Here is a 16,747-nt window from a genome sequence, read left to right on the forward strand (position 1 = left end):
CCCCCACGCGCGCGCGGCCCCGGGGCTCCCGGCGACCGGTGCGGCCGCGGCGTGGCTCACCGCTCGCGCAGCCGGCGGGCCTGGTCGCGCAGACGCCGGACCGGGGTCTCGTCGGCGGTGCGCTCGGCGGCCTCGCGGGTCATCACGGTGAGGGCGTCGAGGGCGGCGCCGAGCTGGAGCTTGGGGCTGACCCGGTCCGGGTTGCGCCACGGCGCGTCCGGCTCGGGACGGCGGGGTCTCAGGTCCTCCACGTCGCCGATGACGTCGACGCCGCTGCCCTTGATCCAGTCGATCCACAGCTCGGCCTGGCCCTCCGCGTGGTCGAAGCGCTCGGGGGGCAGGCGGACCGGGATCGAGTCGCGGCTGACCAGCACCTCCTGGGCGAGCAGCTCGCGGATGAGGCCGTCGTAGGTCGCGTCGCGCCACATCGGGAGCTCGAGGCGGCGGTTGAGGCGGCGCAGCAGCTGCGTCTCGGCGATGCCGAGGCTGCGGTTGGCCCGCTCGGAGTCGAGCGGCGCCCACGCCGGGTCGATGCCGAAGGCCCGGCAGAAGCGGAACCACAGCTCGTTGCCGGTGGGCCCGCGGTCGTGCGGGACGGTGACGACGTGCACCCGCTCGGGGGGCAGCTTGGCGCCCCAGCTGCCGAGCACGGTCGGCAGGTCCATGGCGCTGCGGAACCACGTCTGGCCGCGCTCGACCTTGGTCAGGAAGCGGTTGAAGGTCCACTTGCGACCCTGCTTGATGCTCTCCTGCCAGGCTGCGGGCAGCTGGCGGCCGAGGTCGCGCGCGGAGTAGACGACGTGGATCTCGCTGCCCTCGAGGTCGTTCATGACCCGGGCGATCTTGTCCGGCTTGGCCGGAGCCAGGATCTCGTGGCTGATGACCACGGTCCCGCTGGCGCGGCGCACGCGCTTGACCATCGCCTCCCAAGAACCCTGCGCGTGCCCCGGCGCACCGCCCCAGTCCTGCTCGAGCAGGTCGAGGGCCGCGCGGAAATGGAAGAGGTCCGCGTCGACGAACCGGTTCTTCGTCGGGATCGTCACCCCGTGGGCGGCCAGGGACGACTGGTTGAGCATCAGCCGGTCCTGCAGGTAGGTCGTCCCCGTCTTGGGGGCCCCGATGTGGAGGTAGACGACGCGGCTCATGCCCCGGAGTCTGCCAGTGCCCGTACGACGGCGCTGGGACTGGGGCGCCCGAGGCGCCCGGCCATCCACACGCTGGTCGCGACCACCGCGTCGAGGTCGACCCCGTGCTCGATGCCGAGGCCGGTGAGCATCCAGACGAGGTCCTCGGTGGCGAGGTTGCCGGTGGCCGACTTCGCGTACGGGCACCCCCCGAGGCCGCCGGCGCTGGCGTCGAAGGTGGTGATCCCCTCCTGCAGCGCCGAGTAGGCGTTGGCCAGCGCCTGGCCGTAGGTGTCGTGGAAGTGCATGGCCAGCTGGTCGGTGCGCATCCCGGCGTCGACGAAGGCGTGGACGAGGTCCTTCACGTGTCCGGCGGTGCCGACCCCGATCGTGTCGCCGAGGCTGAGCTCGCTGGCGCCGAGGTCGAAGAGTCGCCTGCCGACCTGCACCACCTGGTCGATCGGCACCGCCCCCTCCCACGGGTCCCCGAAGCACATCGAGACGTAGGCCCGGACGTCGAGCCCGGCCTCGCGGGCCCGGGTGACGGTGGGCTCGAACATCGCGAACTGCTCGTCGAGGCCGCGGTTGAGGTTCTTGCGCGCGAAGGTCTCGGTGGCGCTGCCGAAGATGGCGATGTGCTGGACGCCGAGCTCGAGGGCCCGGTCGAGGCCGCGCTCGTTGGGGACCAGGACGGGATGGACGCGACCGGCGTCGCCCAGCATCGTCATCAGGTCGGCGGCGTCGGCCAGCTGCGGCACCCAGCGCGGGTGGACGAAGCTGGTGGCCTCCACGACGGGAAGGCCGGCCGCGACCAGGCGGCGTACGAACTCGGCCTTGTCCTCGGTCGCGACGATCGCCTTCTCGTTCTGCAGGCCGTCGCGGGGTCCGACCTCGTAGATGGTGACCCGCTCGGGCAGTGCAGGCGCCTCAGACATCGGTCTCTGCCTCCTCGACGACGAGGAGGACGGCGCCGAGGGGCACCTGCTGGCCGGTCGCCACGTGCACCTCGGTGACGGTGCCGGCGAAGGGGGCCTTCAGCGCGAGCTCCATCTTCATCGCCTCCATGGCTCCCAGCGTCTCACCCTCGGCCACCTGCTGGCCCACGACGACGAGCACGTCGAGGACGGTGCCGGGCATCGGCGCCAGCAGGGTGCCGTCACCGACGGCCGGACCGTGGTCGGCGAAGGCGTCGGGCCGTGCGAAGGAGTGGCGCTGGCCGTGGTGGGCCACCTCGATGCGGTGCGCGGTCGCGTTGACGTACGACGTCTCGCGGTGGCCGTCGAGGGACAGCTCGGCCGTGTGGTCGGCGAGACGGTGCTCGCTCACGGCGACGTCGTCGACTCGGTGGCCGGGCACGTCGACGCGCAGCTCGCGGCGCCCGTCGGGCGTCTCGAGAGCCACCAGGGTGCGGGCGGGCGGACCGGCCACCCGCCAGCCGTCGGTGGCGAACGGGTCGCCGGGCCGGTCGGTGAACCGGGGGCTGTGCAGGACCGCGTCGACCCAGGCGGCGGTGAGGAGGGCGACCTCGGCGTCGGGTGCCTCGAGCTCGGCGTGGTCGAGCCACGCGGTGTCGATGGTGGCGTCGCGGAACTCCGCCCCGGCGGCCAGGGCCCGCACGAAGCCGGTGTTGGTGGTGAGGCCGAGGATGCCGGTGCGGTCGAGGGCGTCGACGAGTGACCCGCGGGCCGCCTCGCGGTCCTCGCCCCAGGCGATGACCTTGCCGAGCATCGGGTCGAAGCCGGAGGTGACGACCTGGCCGGACTCGAGGGCGGCGTCGACGCGGACGCGGGCGCCCTCCTCGACCAGCGGGGCGGGCGGGGCGAAGGGGGGCGCCGGCCAGCGGACCAGCTCGGCGGTGCCGGCCTGGGGAAGGAACCCGCCGAAGGAGTCCTCCGCGTAGATCCGGGCCTCGATCGCGTGGCCCTCGACGGAGACGTCGTCCTGGGTGAAGTCGAGGGGGCGACCGGCGGCGACGAGCAGCTGCTGCGCGACCAGGTCGATCCGCTGCCCGCGGACCCGCACGACCTCCTCGGTCACCGGGTGCTCGACCTGGAGGCGCGTGTTCATCTCCAGGAAGTAGACCTCCCCCGAGTCGCTGTCGAGGAGGAACTCGACGGTCCCGGCGTTGGCGTAGCCGACCTCTCGCGCGAGCGCGACGGCACTGCCGGTGACGAGCTCGCGCTGGGCGTCGGTGATCGTCGGGGCGGGCGCCTCCTCGAGGACCTTCTGGTGACGGCGCTGGGTGGAGCAGTCCCGCTCGAAGAGGTGCACGACGTTGCCGTGGTGGTCGGCGAGGACCTGCACCTCGATGTGGCGGCCGTGCTCGACGTACTTCTCGATGAGGATCGTGTCGTCACCGAAGGCGCTCAGCGCCTCGCGGCGCGCGGCGGCGAGGGCGGCGGCGTACTCGTCGGCGGCCCGGACGATGCGCATCCCCTTGCCCCCGCCACCGGCCGCGGCCTTGACCAGCACCGGGTAGGCGAAGCCGGCCGGGTCCGCGTCGTTCGCGTACGACGGGACGACGGGCACGCCGGCGGCGACCGCGATGTCGCGGGCGGCGTCCTTCTTGCCCATCGCCTCCATCACGCCCGAGCTGGGACCGACGAGGACGAGGTCGTCGGTCCCCTCGATCGCACGGGCGAAGGCGGCACGCTCGGAGAGGAAGCCGTAGCCGGGGTGGATCGCCTGTGCGCCGCTGTCGCGGGCGGCCGCGACGATCTCCTCGGCGTCGAGGTAGCTCGCCACCTCGACGGCCTCGTCGGCCGTCCGCACGTGCGGGGCGTCGCGGTCGGCCGCGGTGAAGATCGCGACCGTGCGCAGGCCCATCGCACGGGCGGTGCGCAGCACGCGCAGGGTGATCTCGCCGCGGTTGGCGACCAGCAGGGTGTCGAAGGAGGACATGGTCATCACATCCGGAAGATGCCGTAGGAGGGGTCCGGCACGGGCGCGTTGGCGGCCACCGCCAGGCCCATGCCGAGCACCCGGCGGGTGTCGGCGGGGTCGATCACGCCGTCGTCCCAGAGGCGGGCCGTGGAGTAGTACGGCGAGCCCTGGGTCTCGTACTGGTCGCGGATCGGGGCCTTGAACGCCTCCTCCTGCTCGGGCGTCTCGAGGTCGGTGCGGACGGTCGCGAGGACGCTGGCCGCCTGCTCGCCGCCCATCACCGAGATCCGGGCGTTGGGCCACATCCACAGGAAGCGCGGGTCGTAGGCACGCCCGCACATGCCGTAGTTGCCGGCCCCGAACGACCCGCCGATGACCACGGTGAACTTCGGGACCACGGAGCACGCCACCGCGGTGACCAGCTTGGCGCCGTCGCGGGCGATGCCGCGGTTCTCGTACTCGCGACCGACCATGAAGCCGGTGATGTTCTGCAGGAAGACCAGCGGGATGCCGCGCTGGTTGCACAGCTCGATGAAGTGCGCGCCCTTGAGGGCCGACTCGCTGAAGAGGATGCCGTTGTTGGCCACGATCCCGACGTCGTAGCCGTGGATCTTGGCGAAGCAGGTCACCAGGGTCTCGCCGTAGAGCTTCTTGAACTCGTGCATGCGGCTGCCGTCGACGATGCGGCGGATGACCTCGCGGACGTCGTACGGCGTGCGGGTGTCGGTGGGCACGACGTCGTACAGCGACTCGGGCGACTCGTGCGGCTCCTCGACCGGACCGGGCTCGATCCGGCGCCCGGGCGTCGGGTAGCCGGACGTGGCCGGCAGGGTGTCGACGATGCTGCGCACGATGGCCAGCGCGTGCGCGTCGTCCTCGGCGAGGTGGTCGACCACGCCGGACCTGCGCGCGTGCACGTCCCCGCCGCCGAGGTCCTCGGCGCTCACGACCTCGCCGGTCGCGGCCTTCACCAGCGGCGGGCCGCCGAGGAAGATCGTGCCCTGCTCCTTGACGATCACCGTCTCGTCGGACATCGCCGGCACGTAGGCGCCACCGGCGGTGCAGGAGCCCATGACCGCCGCGATCTGCGGGACGCCCTTCGCGCTGAGGTTGGCCTGGTTGAAGAAGATCCGGCCGAAGTGCTCGCGGTCGGGGAAGACGTCGTCCTGCATCGGCAGGAAGGCGCCGCCGCTGTCGACCAGCGCGATGCAGGGCAGGTTGTTGTCAGCGGCCACGGTCTGCGCGCGCAGGTGCTTCTTGACCGTCAACGGGTAGTAGGTGCCGCCCTTCACCGTCGCGTCGTTGGCGATCACCATGCACTCGCGCCCGTTGACGCGTCCGATCCCGGTCACGATGCTCGCACTCGGCACGGCGTTGACGTCGTCGGCGTCGCGGCCGTACATCCCGTACGCCGCAAGCGCGCTCAGCTCGAGGAACGGGCTCCCCGGATCGAGGAGCCGGTCGACACGGTCGCGGACCAGGAGCTTGCCGCGTCCGGTGTGCTTGGCCCGGGCCGCCTCGCTGCCCCCGCGACGCACCACCTCGAGGCGCGCGCGGAGGTCGGCGACGAGGTCGCGCATCGTGGGTGCGGCGGATGGTGCGGCACTGGGATCGCTGCTGGCGTCGGTCACGCGTTGAGGTTAGCGATCGTTAACCTGCTCTGTCGACTGCCGGACGCTCGTGAGGTGCTGGGTGAGGATCACCCGGACGCCGCGATCGGTGAGGCGGTCGGGCAGGCCGAGGCCGAGCTCACCCGCCGGGGGATCGGCGAGGGTGACGATCTCCTCCGCCAGCCCGGTCAGGAGGGCGCGCAGGATGCGCGCCTGTCGCAGGGCTTGCACCCGGGTGAGGCCCAGGCCGAGGCAGCAGCCCAGGCAGAGCTCGAGCAGCCGGTCGTCGTGCCCGGCCATCAGGACGGCCATGTCCCAGTCGTGCCGGGCCCACGCCTTGTAGGCGTGCAGCAGCCGCAGCTGGTCGAGCCCAGGGCCTTCGGTCGGCAGGCGGGTCGCCAGGGTGCGCACGACATCGGCGACCGTCGCGTCCTCGTCCCGCACCGGAGCCTTCCAGAGCTGCCGGGCGAAATGGTCCTCGACCATGGCGAACGCGCAGGCCAGGAGGTGCGACTGGTTGCGGTAGTGGTGGCGCACCGTGCTCGGGCTCAGGACGCCCTCGGTCGCGACGGCGCGCACCGTGGCGGCTCCGCACCCCGATCGCAGGATGATCCGTTGGGCGGCCTCGAACACGGCCAGGTAGTAGGAGAAGTTCGGTGTCCTCATGACCGGGCTACTACCCCGTCCCGACGACTCCACCCCGTTGTCCACAGGTCGCGCACCTGCGCCGGTATCGAGGCCGACACCCATGGGAGCTCGTGCACCTGCGCGACCGACGCCCACACCTGCCCGCCATAGCTACGCACCTGCACGACCGACGCCCACACCTGCCCGCCATAGCTACGCACCTGCACGACCGACGCCCACACCTGCCCGCCGATCCTGCGCACGCGGACAAGGTCCGGGATCGTGGTTAGCGGGCGCTAACCTTGGCCGGTGAGTCCGCGGCGGCAGCAGATCCTCGACATCGCCGCGGACCTGTTCGCCCAGCGGGGGTTCCACGGCGTCTCGGTGGCCGACCTCGGAGCCGCGTGCGGCATGTCCGGCCCGGCGCTCTACAAGCACTTCCCGTCCAAGGACGCCGTGCTCGCGGAGATGCTGGTCTCCATCAGCGAGGAGCTGCTCAGCGTCGGTCGGCAGCGGGYCGAGGCCGCCGCCAGCCCGACCGACGYCGTCGCGGCGCTCATCGAGTGGCACGTCGAGTTCGCCCTGGCCCACCGGGCACTGATCGTCGTGCAGGACCGGGACTGGTCCTCGCTGGCCGACGACGCCCGCGAGCAGGTGCGCACGCTGCAACGGGCGTACGTCGACGTGTGGGCCGGACAGCTGCGCCTCGTGCACGCCGGGCTGGGTCTCGACCCCGCCCGGGCGATGGCGCACGTGGCGTTCGGCCTGCTCAACTCCACCCCGCACAGCAGCCTGCTGCCCGACCCGCAGATGCACGACCTGCTGCGGGACATGGCCCTCGGGGCGCTGCTCTCCCCCCGTTAGGGTGGGGCCTCATGAAGCTCAGTGACGCCCTCGAGACCGCCTTCAACGCGCAGATCACGCTGGAGTTCCAGGCCTCCCTGGTCTACCGCCAGCTGGCCATCGAGCTGGAGCTGAGGGACCTGCCCGGCATGTCCGCGTGGCTGCGCCACCAGGCGGACGAGGAGATCGTGCACGCCAACAAGTTCATCGACCACGTCGCCGACCGCGACAACCACCCGGTGATCGGCGCCATCCAGGCGCCCAGCGTCGCCGTGGACTCGGTGCTCGACGCCTTCCAGGCCGCCCTGGCGCACGAGCAGAAGGTGTCGGAGTCGATCCGCAACCTCTACCGGACCGCCGAGGCCGAGGGCGACCTCGACTCCCGGCCGCTGCTCAACTGGTTCCTCGAGGAGCAGATCGAGGAGGAGGCCACGGTCAACGAGATCATCGGTCGCGTCGTGATGATCGACGACGACGGTCCCGGCCTGCTGCGGCTCGACGAGGAGCTCGGCATGCGCCCGGTCGCCACCACCGAGGCGAAGGCCTGACCCTCACCACCAGCGCGCGACGTCGGCCCCCGGGTCGGTCTCCAGCGCCGTGAGGATCCGCTCCGCCCGCAGCGCGGCGTCCTCCGCGACCGCGAGGTCGTCGGCCACGTCACCGGTGGCGGGCCCGCCGTGCCCTCCGGCCGAGCCCGCGTCGGAGCGGCGGACCGCGAGCGCGTGAAGCCCGGCCAGTACCGCCTCGCGTGGCAGCCCCCGGAGCTGGAGCAGCACGAAGGGATCCTCCTGGAGCAGCCAGCCCACCTGGGTCAGCACGGCCAGCGCGTGCGGGCAGGGGTCCAGCCACGAGTTGCAGGTGCAGGTGGAGCCCAGCTCCCCGCCGTACGGCAGGAGCTCGATGCCCGCCTCCTCGCACGCCTCGAGCAGCGCGTAGGGCAGCTGTCCGGCGAGCATGGCGGCGATCCGCCCCGACTCGGCGCCGACCAGCTCGACGAAGGTGGCGCGGTCGCGGTCGTCCAGGGTCGGCACGCTGATGGTGACCGTCCACGCGTCGTCGCCCTCGGTGACCGCGGCGACCGCGGACCCGGAGTCGACCGCGATGGCGCCGACCTCGCCCGCCCGTGCGAGYGACCGCCCCCGACGCAGCTCGGCCACCGCGAACGCCGACTCCTCCACGGCCCGGCCCCAGGCCTTGCTCCACCACGTGCCAGCTCCTCCACCCCTGCGTGGCGGGATCCGGGGGTGGGTGACCGTCTGGCTCCCGGTCACGGGCCTGTCCCGCGCAGCTGCACCAGGTCGCGGAGCTCGTCGTTGCTCAGCTCGGTGAGCCCGGCCTCGCCGCGGCCCAGCACGGTGTCGGCGAGCGCGCGCTTGCGGGCGAGGAGCTCGGCGATCTTCTCCTCGATGGTGCCCTGGGTGACGAACCGGTGCACCTGCACGGGGCGCGTCTGGCCGATCCGGTGGGCCCGGTCCGTGGCCTGCTCCTCGACGGCGGGGTTCCACCAGCGGTCGACGTGGATGACGTGGTCGGCCTGCGTGAGGTTGAGCCCGGTGCCGCCCGCCTTGAGCGACAGCAGGAAGACCGGGGTCTCGCCGGCCTGGAAGCGGGCCACCATCGCCTCGCGCTCGGAGACGGGCGTGCCGCCGTGCAAGAACTGGTGGGGCACCCCCGCGCGGCCCAGGTGGCGCTCGAGCAGCCGCGCCATGGCGACGTACTGCGTGAAGACCAGTGCGGCGCCCCCCTCGGCGAGCACGGTGCCGATGAGCTCGTCGAGGAGGTCGAGCTTCTCCGAGCGTCCGGCGGGGCGCGGGTCGGACTGCTTGAGGAAGTGCGCCGGGTGGTTGCAGATCTGCTTGAGCCCGGTCAGCAGCGTGAGCACCAGGCCGCGGCGGGTGTCCTCGTCGGCCTCCTCGATGCGCCGCATGCAGTCACGCACGTAGGTCTCGTAGAGCACGACCTGCTCGCGGGTCAGGCCGATGAGGTGGTCGGTCTCGGTCTTGGCCGGCAGCTCGGGTGCGATCCCGGGGTCGGACTTGCGCCGACGCAGCAGGAACGGCCCGATCAGGTCGGCGAACTGGCGGGCCTTGGTCGGCTCGAGGCCGGACTCGATGGGGCCCGCCCACACCTTGCGGAAGGCGTTGCGGCTGCCGAGCAGTCCGGGGATCGCCCAGTCCAGGATGGCCCACAGCTCGGTGAGGTTGTTCTCCACCGGAGTGCCCGTCAGCGCGACGCGGGCGGCGCTGGGGATGGTCCGCAGGGCCCGGGCGGTCGAGGACTGGGCGTTCTTGACGTGCTGCGCCTCGTCGGCCACCACCAGCCCCCACGGGACGCCTGCCAGCTGCTCGGCGTCGTTGCGCATCGTCCCGTACGTCGTCAGCACGAACCCCGCGTCACCGACAAGCCCCTCCACCGTGCGCCCCGCCCCGTGCAGGCGCCGGACGGGCACACCGGGGGCGAACCTCCGGATCTCGGCCTCCCAGTTGCCCAGCAGGGACGCCGGGCACACCACCAGCGTCGGTCCCCCCGGGCCTCCGGCCTCGTGGCGGTGCAGGTGCAGCGCGATCAGGGTGATCGTCTTGCCCAGCCCCATGTCGTCGGCGAGGCAGGCGCCGAGGCCGAGCCCGGTGAGCTCGGCCAGCCAGCTGAAGCCGTGGCGCTGGTAGTCGCGCAGGGTGGCCGCCAGCCCGGCCGGCACCTCGATGGGGTCCCGCACCGCCGCGGTGCGCAGCTGGTCGCGGACCTTGAGCAGCGAGGCGCCGACGACCGCCTGGTGCTCGACCTCCTCGACCTGCACCACCTCGGTGAGCGTCGCGGCCAGGGCGGCGGCGGGGGCGACGCGCTTGATCAGCCGCTTGCGCGCCCGCTTGAGGACCGCGGAGTCGACGACGGTCCAGTTGTTGCGGATCTTGATGATGGGTGTCGCGGCGCCGGCCAGCTCGTCCATCTCGTCGTCGGTGAGCGCGTCTCCGTGCAGCGCCAGCTGCCAGGAGAAGCCGAAGAGCGCGTCCGGGCCGAAGAGTCCCGTCTGGAGCGGCTCCTCCCGGGTGGTCCTGGGACCGGACAGCACGACCCGGGAGGTCACGTCCCGGTCGAGGTAGCGCGGCCACAGCAGCTGCACGCCGACCGCGTCGAGGGCCATCGCCCCCTCGTCGAGCAGGCTCAGCAGCTCGTCGCTGTCCAGGGTGATCTGGTCGGGCACCCGCAGCGCCAGCAGCCGGTCGAGCACCGGCCACGCCTCGGCCGCGGCGCGCAGGGCGATGGAGGCGTGGGTGCGGGCCCGGTCGCCGAAGCCGTGGCTGCTGCCCGGCTCGTCGGCCTCGGTCCACAGCAGCGCGGCGTCCGCGACGTGTGCGGCGTTGTCGGCGGCCACGACCTGCAGCACGAGTCGTACGGCGCCCGCGACCAGCTCCTCCTCGTCGGCCTCGACGCGGACGGCGAGGTTGACCAGCTGGGGGCGGTCGTCGTTGCCACGGGCCCGGGCGCGGGCGACCCGCTCCTCGAGGCGGCGGGTGAAGTCGGGATCGACCCGGTGCTCGGGTGCGGCGGGCGCGGCCGCGCGTGCCGGGCTGCGGCGGGTGGCCAGGGGCGCCGCCCGGGGCATCGCGTCGGCCACGGCGTCGAGCACGGCCCGGACGATGCCCTCGGCTGTTCCGACGTCCAGACCCTCGCGGGCCCGTGCCCGGGCCAGCTGGGCGATGCGGTCCTCGTCGGTGGCGTCGAGGCCGGCCACCTGCCAGCGGGTGCCGGTGTCGTCGGGACCGAACCGGCCGGCGGCGACCAGCCGCATGCCGAGCAGCGCGGCACCGCTGAGCAGGGTGACGCTCGGGTGGACGTCAGCCTGGGCGTGGGCCCGGGTCAGCACCGGGAGCGCGCCACGGATCGGCAGGCTCACCGTGCGTTGCCCACCGGTGAACTCGACCGTCCCGTCGCGGGGCTGCTCGCCCGCCCTGAACGTGGCGGGACCGCTCACCGGGACAAAACTCACTCGGCCCACGCTAGCGTCGTACCCATGAGCATCCTCGACTCCTCCCTGGCCCGCCTCGACGGCACCCCCGGCACGCTGCGCGACCTCACCGGCGGCCGGCCCGCCCTGCTGGTCAACGTCGCCAGCAAGTGCGGGCTGACCCCGCAGTACACCGGCCTCGAGGAGCTCCAGGAGAAGTACGGCCACCGCGGCTTCACGGTGGTCGGCCTGCCCTGCAACCAGTTCGGCGGGCAGGAGCCCGGCACCGAGGAGGAGATCGCGGAGTTCTGCTCGGCGACGTACGGCGTCACGTTCCCGATGAGCGAGAAGGTCGAGGTCAACGGCGAGCACCGCCACGAGATCTACCGCGGGCTCGTCGAGACGCCGAACGAGAAGGGCGAGGCCGGCGACGTCCAGTGGAACTTCGAGAAGTTCCTCGTCGACGCCGACGGCACCGTCGTCGCACGCTTCGGCCCCGTCGTGGAGCCCCAGGACCCACAGCTCGTCGACCGCGTCGAGTCGCTCCTCGGCTGACGTGGACCTCGCCGCGCTGCTCGCCGACCACCCGGTCGTCGACGGCCACAACGACCTGCTGTGGACGGCCCGCGACCTGGTGGCCTACGACTGGGACCGGCTCGACGTCGGCGCCGGCGGCACCCCCACCCACACCGACCTGCCCCGCCTGCGCGACGGCGGGGTCGGCGCGCAGTTCTGGTCCGTCTACGTCCCGACGCGGCTGACCGGCGACCACGCGGTCAGCGCCACCCTCGAGCAGGTCGACGCGGCGTACGCCCTCACCGAGCGGTACGCCGACCGGCTGGTGCTGGCGCGCACCGCCGACGACGTCGAGGCGGCGTGGGCCTCCGGGCGGATCGCCTCCCTGATGGGCGCCGAGGGCGGTCACTCGATCGACTGCTCCCTCGGGACGCTGCGCCGGCTGCACGCCCTGGGCGTGCGGTACCTGACGCTGACCCACAACGCGAACACCCCGTGGGCCGACTCCGCCACCGACCGGCCCGTCGCCGGCGGACTGACCGCCTTCGGTCGCGAGGTCGTGCGGGAGATGAACCGCATCGGGATGATGGTCGACCTGTCCCACGTCTCCGCCGACACGATGCGCGACGCCCTCGCCATCGCCGAGGTGCCGGCGATCTTCAGCCACAGCTCGGCCCGTGCGGTGACCGACAGCCCGCGCAACGCCCCGGACGACGTCCTGGAGTCAGTGCGCGACCAGGGTGGGGTCTGCATGGTGACCTTCGTGCCCAAGTTCGTGAACCAGGCGTGCGCCGACTGGCACCGCGGCGCCGTCGAGGCCGCGGCCGCCGAGGGGATCGCGGAGGCCGACAACGTCCGATTCTCGCCGTGGTACGCCGCCCACCGCGCGGCCCACCCGGAGCCGGTCGCCGACCTCGCCGACGTGGTCGCGCACTGCGAGCACGTGCGCGAGGTCGCGGGCATCGACCACGTGGGGCTCGGGGGCGACTACGACGGTGTCGAGGTGCTGCCGACCGGCCTCGAGGACGTCACCGGCTACCCGGCGCTGCTCTCCGCTCTGGCCGACCGGGGCTGGTCGGGCGACGACCTGGCCCGGCTGACGTGCCGCAACGTGCTGCGGGTGATGCGCGACGTCGAGTCCGGCGGGCGGGCGATCCGTGCGGAGCGGGGCCCCAGCCTGGCCCGCATCGAGGAGCTCGACCGCCCGCCGGGGTGAGCCAGGCCACGCCGAGAACTGTTCTAAAGTAGTGGGTAGTTGTCGGTGGCAACTGACACCATTCCCCGGTGACCACAGACCTCCAGCAGCATCCCGCCGACGTCCCGGCGGGCAGTGACTCCGACAAGCTCGACAAGAGCGTCCTCCGCGTCGCCGGCGTCGTCGTGCTCGGCGCCATCATGTCCATCCTCGACATCACCGTCGTCTCGGTGGCCCTCGAGACCTTCCAGCGCGAGTTCGACGCGACCGCGGCCGAGGTCGCCTGGACCATGACCGGCTACACGCTGGCCCTGGCCAGCGTGATCCCGCTGACCGGGTGGGCGGCCGACCGCTTCGGCACCAAGCGGCTCTACCTGCTTGCCGTGCTGCTCTTCACCGCCGGCTCGGTGCTGTGCGCCACGGCCACCAGCCTGGAGATGCTCGTCCTCTTCCGCGTCCTGCAGGGCCTCGGTGGCGGCATGCTGATGCCGCTGGGCATGACGATCCTGACCCGCGCCGCCGGCCCGGAGCGTGTCGGGCGCGTGATGGCCGTGCTCGGCATCCCGATGCTGCTCGGTCCGATCTTCGGCCCGATCCTCGGTGGCGCCCTGATCGACAGCGCGTCGTGGCACTGGATCTTCCTGATCAACCTTCCGATCGGCGCCGCCGCCATCGTCTACGCCTGGATCGTGCTGCCCAAGGACGAGGTCGAGCCGTCGGAGACCTTCGACTGGCTGGGCATGATCCTGCTCTCCCCGGGCCTCGCCGCCTTCCTCTACGGCGTCAGCTCCATCCCGGAGCACGGCACCGCGATGACTCCCGAGGTCCTGGTCCCGATGGTCCTCGGCGCCCTGCTGATCATCGCGTTCGTGCCGTGGGCCCTCAGCCGGCGCAACCTGCACCCGCTGATCGAGCTGCGCCTGTTCAAGAACCGCAACATGACCGTCGCGGTGCTGGCGATGATGCTCTTCGCGATCGCCTTCTTCGGCGCCTCGCTGCTGTTCCCGCTGTACTTCATCACCGTCCGCGGCGAGGACGCGCTCGGGGCCGGGCTGCTGCTCGCCCCGCAGGGCATCGGCGCGATGATCACCATGCCGATCGCCGGGATCCTGGCCGACCGCATCGGCCCCGGCAAGATCGTGCTCGTCGGGATCACCGTGATCACCGTCGGCATGGCGATGTTCACCCAGATCGAGGTGGACACCTCCTACTCCTACATCCTCGGTGCGCTCTTCGTGATGGGCCTCGGCATGGGCGGCACGATGATGCCGATCATGACCGCCGCGCTGGCGACACTGACCGCACACAACGTGGCCCGCGGCTCCACCCTGCTCAACATCACCCAGCAGGTCGCGGCCTCGATGGGCACCGCCCTGTTCTCGGTGATCCTCACCAACGAGCTCAAGAAGAGCACGGCCACCACGCCGGCCGGCCAGCTGGACCACATGGCCGACTCGTTCGCGACCGTGTTCGTGGTGGCGACGATCCTCGTCGCCTGCTGCCTGATCCCGGCGGCGTTCCTGCCCCGCACCAAGGTCGCCCCGGCCGACCCCGCGGTGATGCTGGGTCACTGACCCACCACCGGCGCTCACCGACGGCCCGTCCTCCTCATGGGGGGCGGGCCGTCTGGCGTTCCCGGGGCGCGGGGCGCGCCAGGGGGGCGGTGAGCCAGCCACATTCTCCGGGGTCGCTCCTGTGGCCGTCGCCCGTCGCCCCCGGAGCGGTGAGTCAGCCACACTGTCGCGACCGGGAATGTGGCCTGCTCACCCCCACCCCGGCGAGTCCCGGGCGACACCTGCACGAGCGGTGCCGCAGCCACATATCCGCGATCGAGAATGTGGCTGACGCACCGCCACCCCCGGGACGGCCGCGGCGGGGGCGGGCCGTCGTCATCGGGGCGTGACCCGGGTCTCGGGTGAGCATCCTCACCGTCGCCGAGGGGGGTTCGGAGTTGCTCCCGTGGGGGTCGATCGTGGAGCGTCGAACGCTTCGCCGCGGCTCACGCAGACGCGCACCTCCCGGGCCCACCGGTCACCACCGGTCCCCCGGGTCGACCTGCACGCCGACCGGAGAGAGACCTTCCCATGACCGTCCAGCCACGAGCTGCCACGCCCTTCGACCGACCGATCACGACCGGGGCCGTCGTCGACACCGTCGACATCACCGCCCCCGTCACGACCTTCAACCGGGTCGCCCGCCGTCGCATCGTCGCGGTCATCGACCCCGTGTGGGCCACCGACAGCGACGACCCCAACGACCACACCCGCGCCCCGGCCGGAGTGGTGGAGCGCGCCGCCGAGCTGCTCACCGCCCGACTCCAGCCGGGCGAGCTGATCTCCGCAACCCCGAACGGCCGCCTGCTGCTCCAGCTGCGCCGCGAGGACCGTGCCGCCCGGCCGGTACGGCTTCAGGAGATGGCGTACTTCGCCCTCGAGGTCCTCGACCGCCTCCACGACACGGACGTGGTGGTCGACCTCGGCGTCGGCTGGGCACCCATCACCCGACAGCAGGACCCCGACGCGGCCGCGCAGGCCGCGGGCAAGGCGGCCGCCGAGTCGCTGCGCCAGCGCGACCTCCAGCCGCGGCAGGACGGCCTGCACGTCAAGGCCCGCAACCCGCGCATCTCCGGGTGGACCGCGGGCCGTCAGATCGTGGCGGCGACCGCAGGCAGCGTGCTGCTGCCGTTCCTGACGATGGTGGGCCTGTTCCACCTCGGCATCGACGTCTCGGGTCCGCTCTACTGGACCCTCGTGGGCGCCCTCACGCTCACCGCACTCACGATCTGGGCCGAGATCTCCCACGCGTTCACGCCGCCGCGAGTGCCCGACGTGCCCGACGAGCCGGCCCCGCGAGCCACGGCGATCATCGCGGCGTACCTGCCCAACGAGGCGGACACGATCGTCGAGACGATCGAGCACTTCGTCGCCCACGACTACAGCGGCGAGCTGCAGGTGATCCTGGCCTACAACTCCCCGGTGACCCTGCCCGTGGAGGCGCGTCTCGCCGAGCTGGACGCGACCCACGACCGGCTGACCGTCCTCAAGGTCTCCGAGAGCACCTCCAAGGCGCAGAACGTCAACGCGGTCACGCGCATCGCGAACGGTGAGTTCGTCGGCATCTTCGACGCCGACCACCACCCGGCCGACGGCTCCTTCGACCGCGCCTGGCGCTGGATCGCCGCGGGACACGACGTCGTCCAAGGGCACTGCGTGATCCGCAACGGCGCGGACTCGGCCCTGGCCCGACTCGTCGCCGTGGAGTTCGAGCAGATCTATGCCGTCTCGCACCCGGGCCGTGCGGCCCTGCACGGCTTCGGGATCTTCGGCGGCTCCAACGGCTACTGGCGGGCCACCGCGCTGGAGCGCATCCGGCTCCGCGGCTCCTACCTCACCGAGGACATCGAGGCCTCGATGCGCACCCTCGGCGCGGGCGGGAGCCTGGTCAGCGACCCGGGCCTGGTGAGCTACGAGCTGGCCCCGGAGAACATCCGGTCGCTGTGGAAGCAGCGGCTGCGCTGGGCGCAGGGCTGGTTCCAGGTGTCGGTCCGGCACCTGTGGCCGCTGCTGCGACGCCCGCACCTGTCGCTGCGGCAGAAGGCCGGCCTGACCTACCTGCTCGGCTGGCGCGAGATCTACCCGTGGATCTCGATGTTCGCCTGGCCGCTGCTCGGCTTCCTGGCCTGGCGCGACGGCGGGCTGCAGCTGACCTCCCCGCTCTTCGTGCTCATCACCTTGTTCGTCACCGTCTCCGGCCCGCTGCAGACGATGGCGGCCTACCGGCTGGGCGCGCCGAGCATCCGCCGGCACCCCTGGTGGTTCGTGTCGGCGAGCATCCTCAACCTGCTCGTCTACACCGAGGCCAAGAACCTGGTGAACCGGGTCGCGCACCTCAAGCAGCTGCGCGGCGAGCACCAGTGGGTGGTGACCCCCGGACCGCCGCGAGCAGCGGCTCGAGCTCCGGCCAGCACACAGGCACCGACCGAACCCTGACGACGTACGACGAG

13 protein-coding genes are annotated in these 16,747 nt (G+C 72.4%); 6 read left to right on the top strand and 7 right to left on the bottom strand.

Annotated features, from left to right (window positions below):
- Window positions 1-56: 56 nt before the first annotated feature.
- The 5 genes from AC1DQF_RS05515 to AC1DQF_RS05535 are packed head-to-tail and all read right to left on the bottom strand — an operon-like array spanning window position 57 to window position 6,283.
- Window positions 57-1,145 (bottom strand): hypothetical protein, encoded by a 1,089-nt coding sequence (locus tag AC1DQF_RS05515; RefSeq protein ID WP_477524203.1) that lies wholly within the window; start codon window positions 1,143-1,145, stop codon window positions 57-59.
- Window positions 1,142-2,059, bottom strand: a complete 918-nt coding sequence (locus AC1DQF_RS05520; RefSeq protein ID WP_477524204.1) for a hydroxymethylglutaryl-CoA lyase — start codon at window positions 2,057-2,059, stop codon at window positions 1,142-1,144. The genes AC1DQF_RS05515 and AC1DQF_RS05520 overlap by 4 nt, the downstream gene beginning before the upstream one ends.
- Window positions 2,052-4,025: an acetyl/propionyl/methylcrotonyl-CoA carboxylase subunit alpha gene (locus AC1DQF_RS05525; protein ID WP_477524205.1), complete on the bottom strand. Its 1,974-nt coding sequence runs from the start codon at window positions 4,023-4,025 to the stop codon at window positions 2,052-2,054. The genes AC1DQF_RS05520 and AC1DQF_RS05525 overlap by 8 nt, the downstream gene beginning before the upstream one ends.
- 5 nt (window positions 4,026-4,030) lie before the next feature.
- Window positions 4,031-5,638: a carboxyl transferase domain-containing protein gene (locus AC1DQF_RS05530; protein WP_477524206.1), complete on the bottom strand. Its 1,608-nt coding sequence runs from the start codon at window positions 5,636-5,638 to the stop codon at window positions 4,031-4,033.
- Between the two features lie 9 nt (window positions 5,639-5,647).
- A complete protein-coding gene (locus AC1DQF_RS05535; protein ID WP_477524207.1) occupies window positions 5,648-6,283 on the bottom strand; it encodes a TetR/AcrR family transcriptional regulator in 636 nt (211 codons plus the stop codon).
- Between the two features lie 270 nt (window positions 6,284-6,553).
- On the opposite strand from AC1DQF_RS05535, the gene AC1DQF_RS05540 reads away from it, so the two are divergent.
- Both AC1DQF_RS05540 and AC1DQF_RS05545 read left to right on the top strand, forming a co-directional pair.
- Window positions 6,554-7,108: a TetR/AcrR family transcriptional regulator gene (locus AC1DQF_RS05540; protein ID WP_477524208.1), complete on the top strand. Its 555-nt coding sequence runs from the start codon at window positions 6,554-6,556 to the stop codon at window positions 7,106-7,108.
- A gap of 11 nt (window positions 7,109-7,119) precedes the next feature.
- Entirely contained in the window at window positions 7,120-7,635 is a 516-nt protein-coding gene (locus AC1DQF_RS05545; RefSeq protein WP_477524209.1) for a ferritin, read from the top strand.
- A gap of 3 nt (window positions 7,636-7,638) precedes the next feature.
- Here the strand turns inward: AC1DQF_RS05545 and AC1DQF_RS05550 are convergent, their stop codons facing one another.
- Together AC1DQF_RS05550 and AC1DQF_RS05555 are read right to left on the bottom strand one after the other, a co-directional pair.
- Complete coding sequence (locus tag AC1DQF_RS05550) at window positions 7,639-8,358, bottom strand: SWIM zinc finger family protein (protein ID WP_477524210.1); 720 nt, start codon at window positions 8,356-8,358, stop codon at window positions 7,639-7,641.
- The gene (locus AC1DQF_RS05555; RefSeq protein ID WP_477524211.1) at window positions 8,355-11,060 is read right to left on the bottom strand and encodes a DEAD/DEAH box helicase; all 2,706 of its coding nucleotides are present in this window, start codon (window positions 11,058-11,060) and stop codon (window positions 8,355-8,357) included. The genes AC1DQF_RS05550 and AC1DQF_RS05555 overlap by 4 nt, the downstream gene beginning before the upstream one ends.
- Window positions 11,061-11,099: 39 nt before the next feature.
- Between AC1DQF_RS05555 and AC1DQF_RS05560 the strand changes: the two genes are divergently transcribed.
- From AC1DQF_RS05560 to AC1DQF_RS05575, 4 genes are all read left to right on the top strand, one after another.
- The gene (locus AC1DQF_RS05560) at window positions 11,100-11,588 is read left to right on the top strand and encodes a glutathione peroxidase (RefSeq protein ID WP_477524212.1); all 489 of its coding nucleotides are present in this window, start codon (window positions 11,100-11,102) and stop codon (window positions 11,586-11,588) included.
- Between the two features lies 1 nt (window position 11,589).
- Entirely contained in the window at window positions 11,590-12,765 is a 1,176-nt protein-coding gene (locus AC1DQF_RS05565; RefSeq protein ID WP_477524213.1) for a dipeptidase, read from the top strand.
- 68 nt (window positions 12,766-12,833) lie between these two features.
- A complete protein-coding gene (locus tag AC1DQF_RS05570; RefSeq protein WP_477524214.1) occupies window positions 12,834-14,318 on the top strand; it encodes a DHA2 family efflux MFS transporter permease subunit in 1,485 nt (494 codons plus the stop codon).
- Window positions 14,319-14,828: 510 nt separating this feature from the next.
- Window positions 14,829-16,733 carry a glycosyltransferase family 2 protein gene (locus AC1DQF_RS05575; protein ID WP_477524215.1) on the top strand — a complete coding sequence of 635 codons (1,905 nt, stop codon included), beginning with the start codon at window positions 14,829-14,831 and terminating at the stop codon, window positions 16,731-16,733.
- The last annotated feature ends 14 nt before the right edge of the window (window positions 16,734-16,747 follow it).

It is taken from the genome of Nocardioides sp. P4_G4 (assembly GCF_056401085.1).

Bases quoted from the DNA above. Each gene is read 5' to 3' on its own strand.
- AC1DQF_RS05535 (WP_477524207.1), bottom strand. From the start codon at position 6,283: ATGAGGACACCGAACTTCTCCTACTACCTGGCCGTGTTCGAGGCCGCC.
- AC1DQF_RS05560 (WP_477524212.1), top strand. From the start codon at position 11,100: ATGAGCATCCTCGACTCCTCCCTGGCCCGCCTCGACGGCACCCCCGGC.
- AC1DQF_RS05515 (WP_477524203.1), bottom strand. From the start codon at position 1,145: ATGAGCCGCGTCGTCTACCTCCACATCGGGGCCCCCAAGACGGGGACG.
- AC1DQF_RS05525 (WP_477524205.1), bottom strand. From the start codon at position 4,025: ATGTCCTCCTTCGACACCCTGCTGGTCGCCAACCGCGGCGAGATCACC.
- AC1DQF_RS05545 (WP_477524209.1), top strand. From the start codon at position 7,120: ATGAAGCTCAGTGACGCCCTCGAGACCGCCTTCAACGCGCAGATCACG.
- AC1DQF_RS05520 (WP_477524204.1), bottom strand. From the start codon at position 2,059: ATGTCTGAGGCGCCTGCACTGCCCGAGCGGGTCACCATCTACGAGGTC.
- AC1DQF_RS05575 (WP_477524215.1), top strand. From the start codon at position 14,829: ATGACCGTCCAGCCACGAGCTGCCACGCCCTTCGACCGACCGATCACG.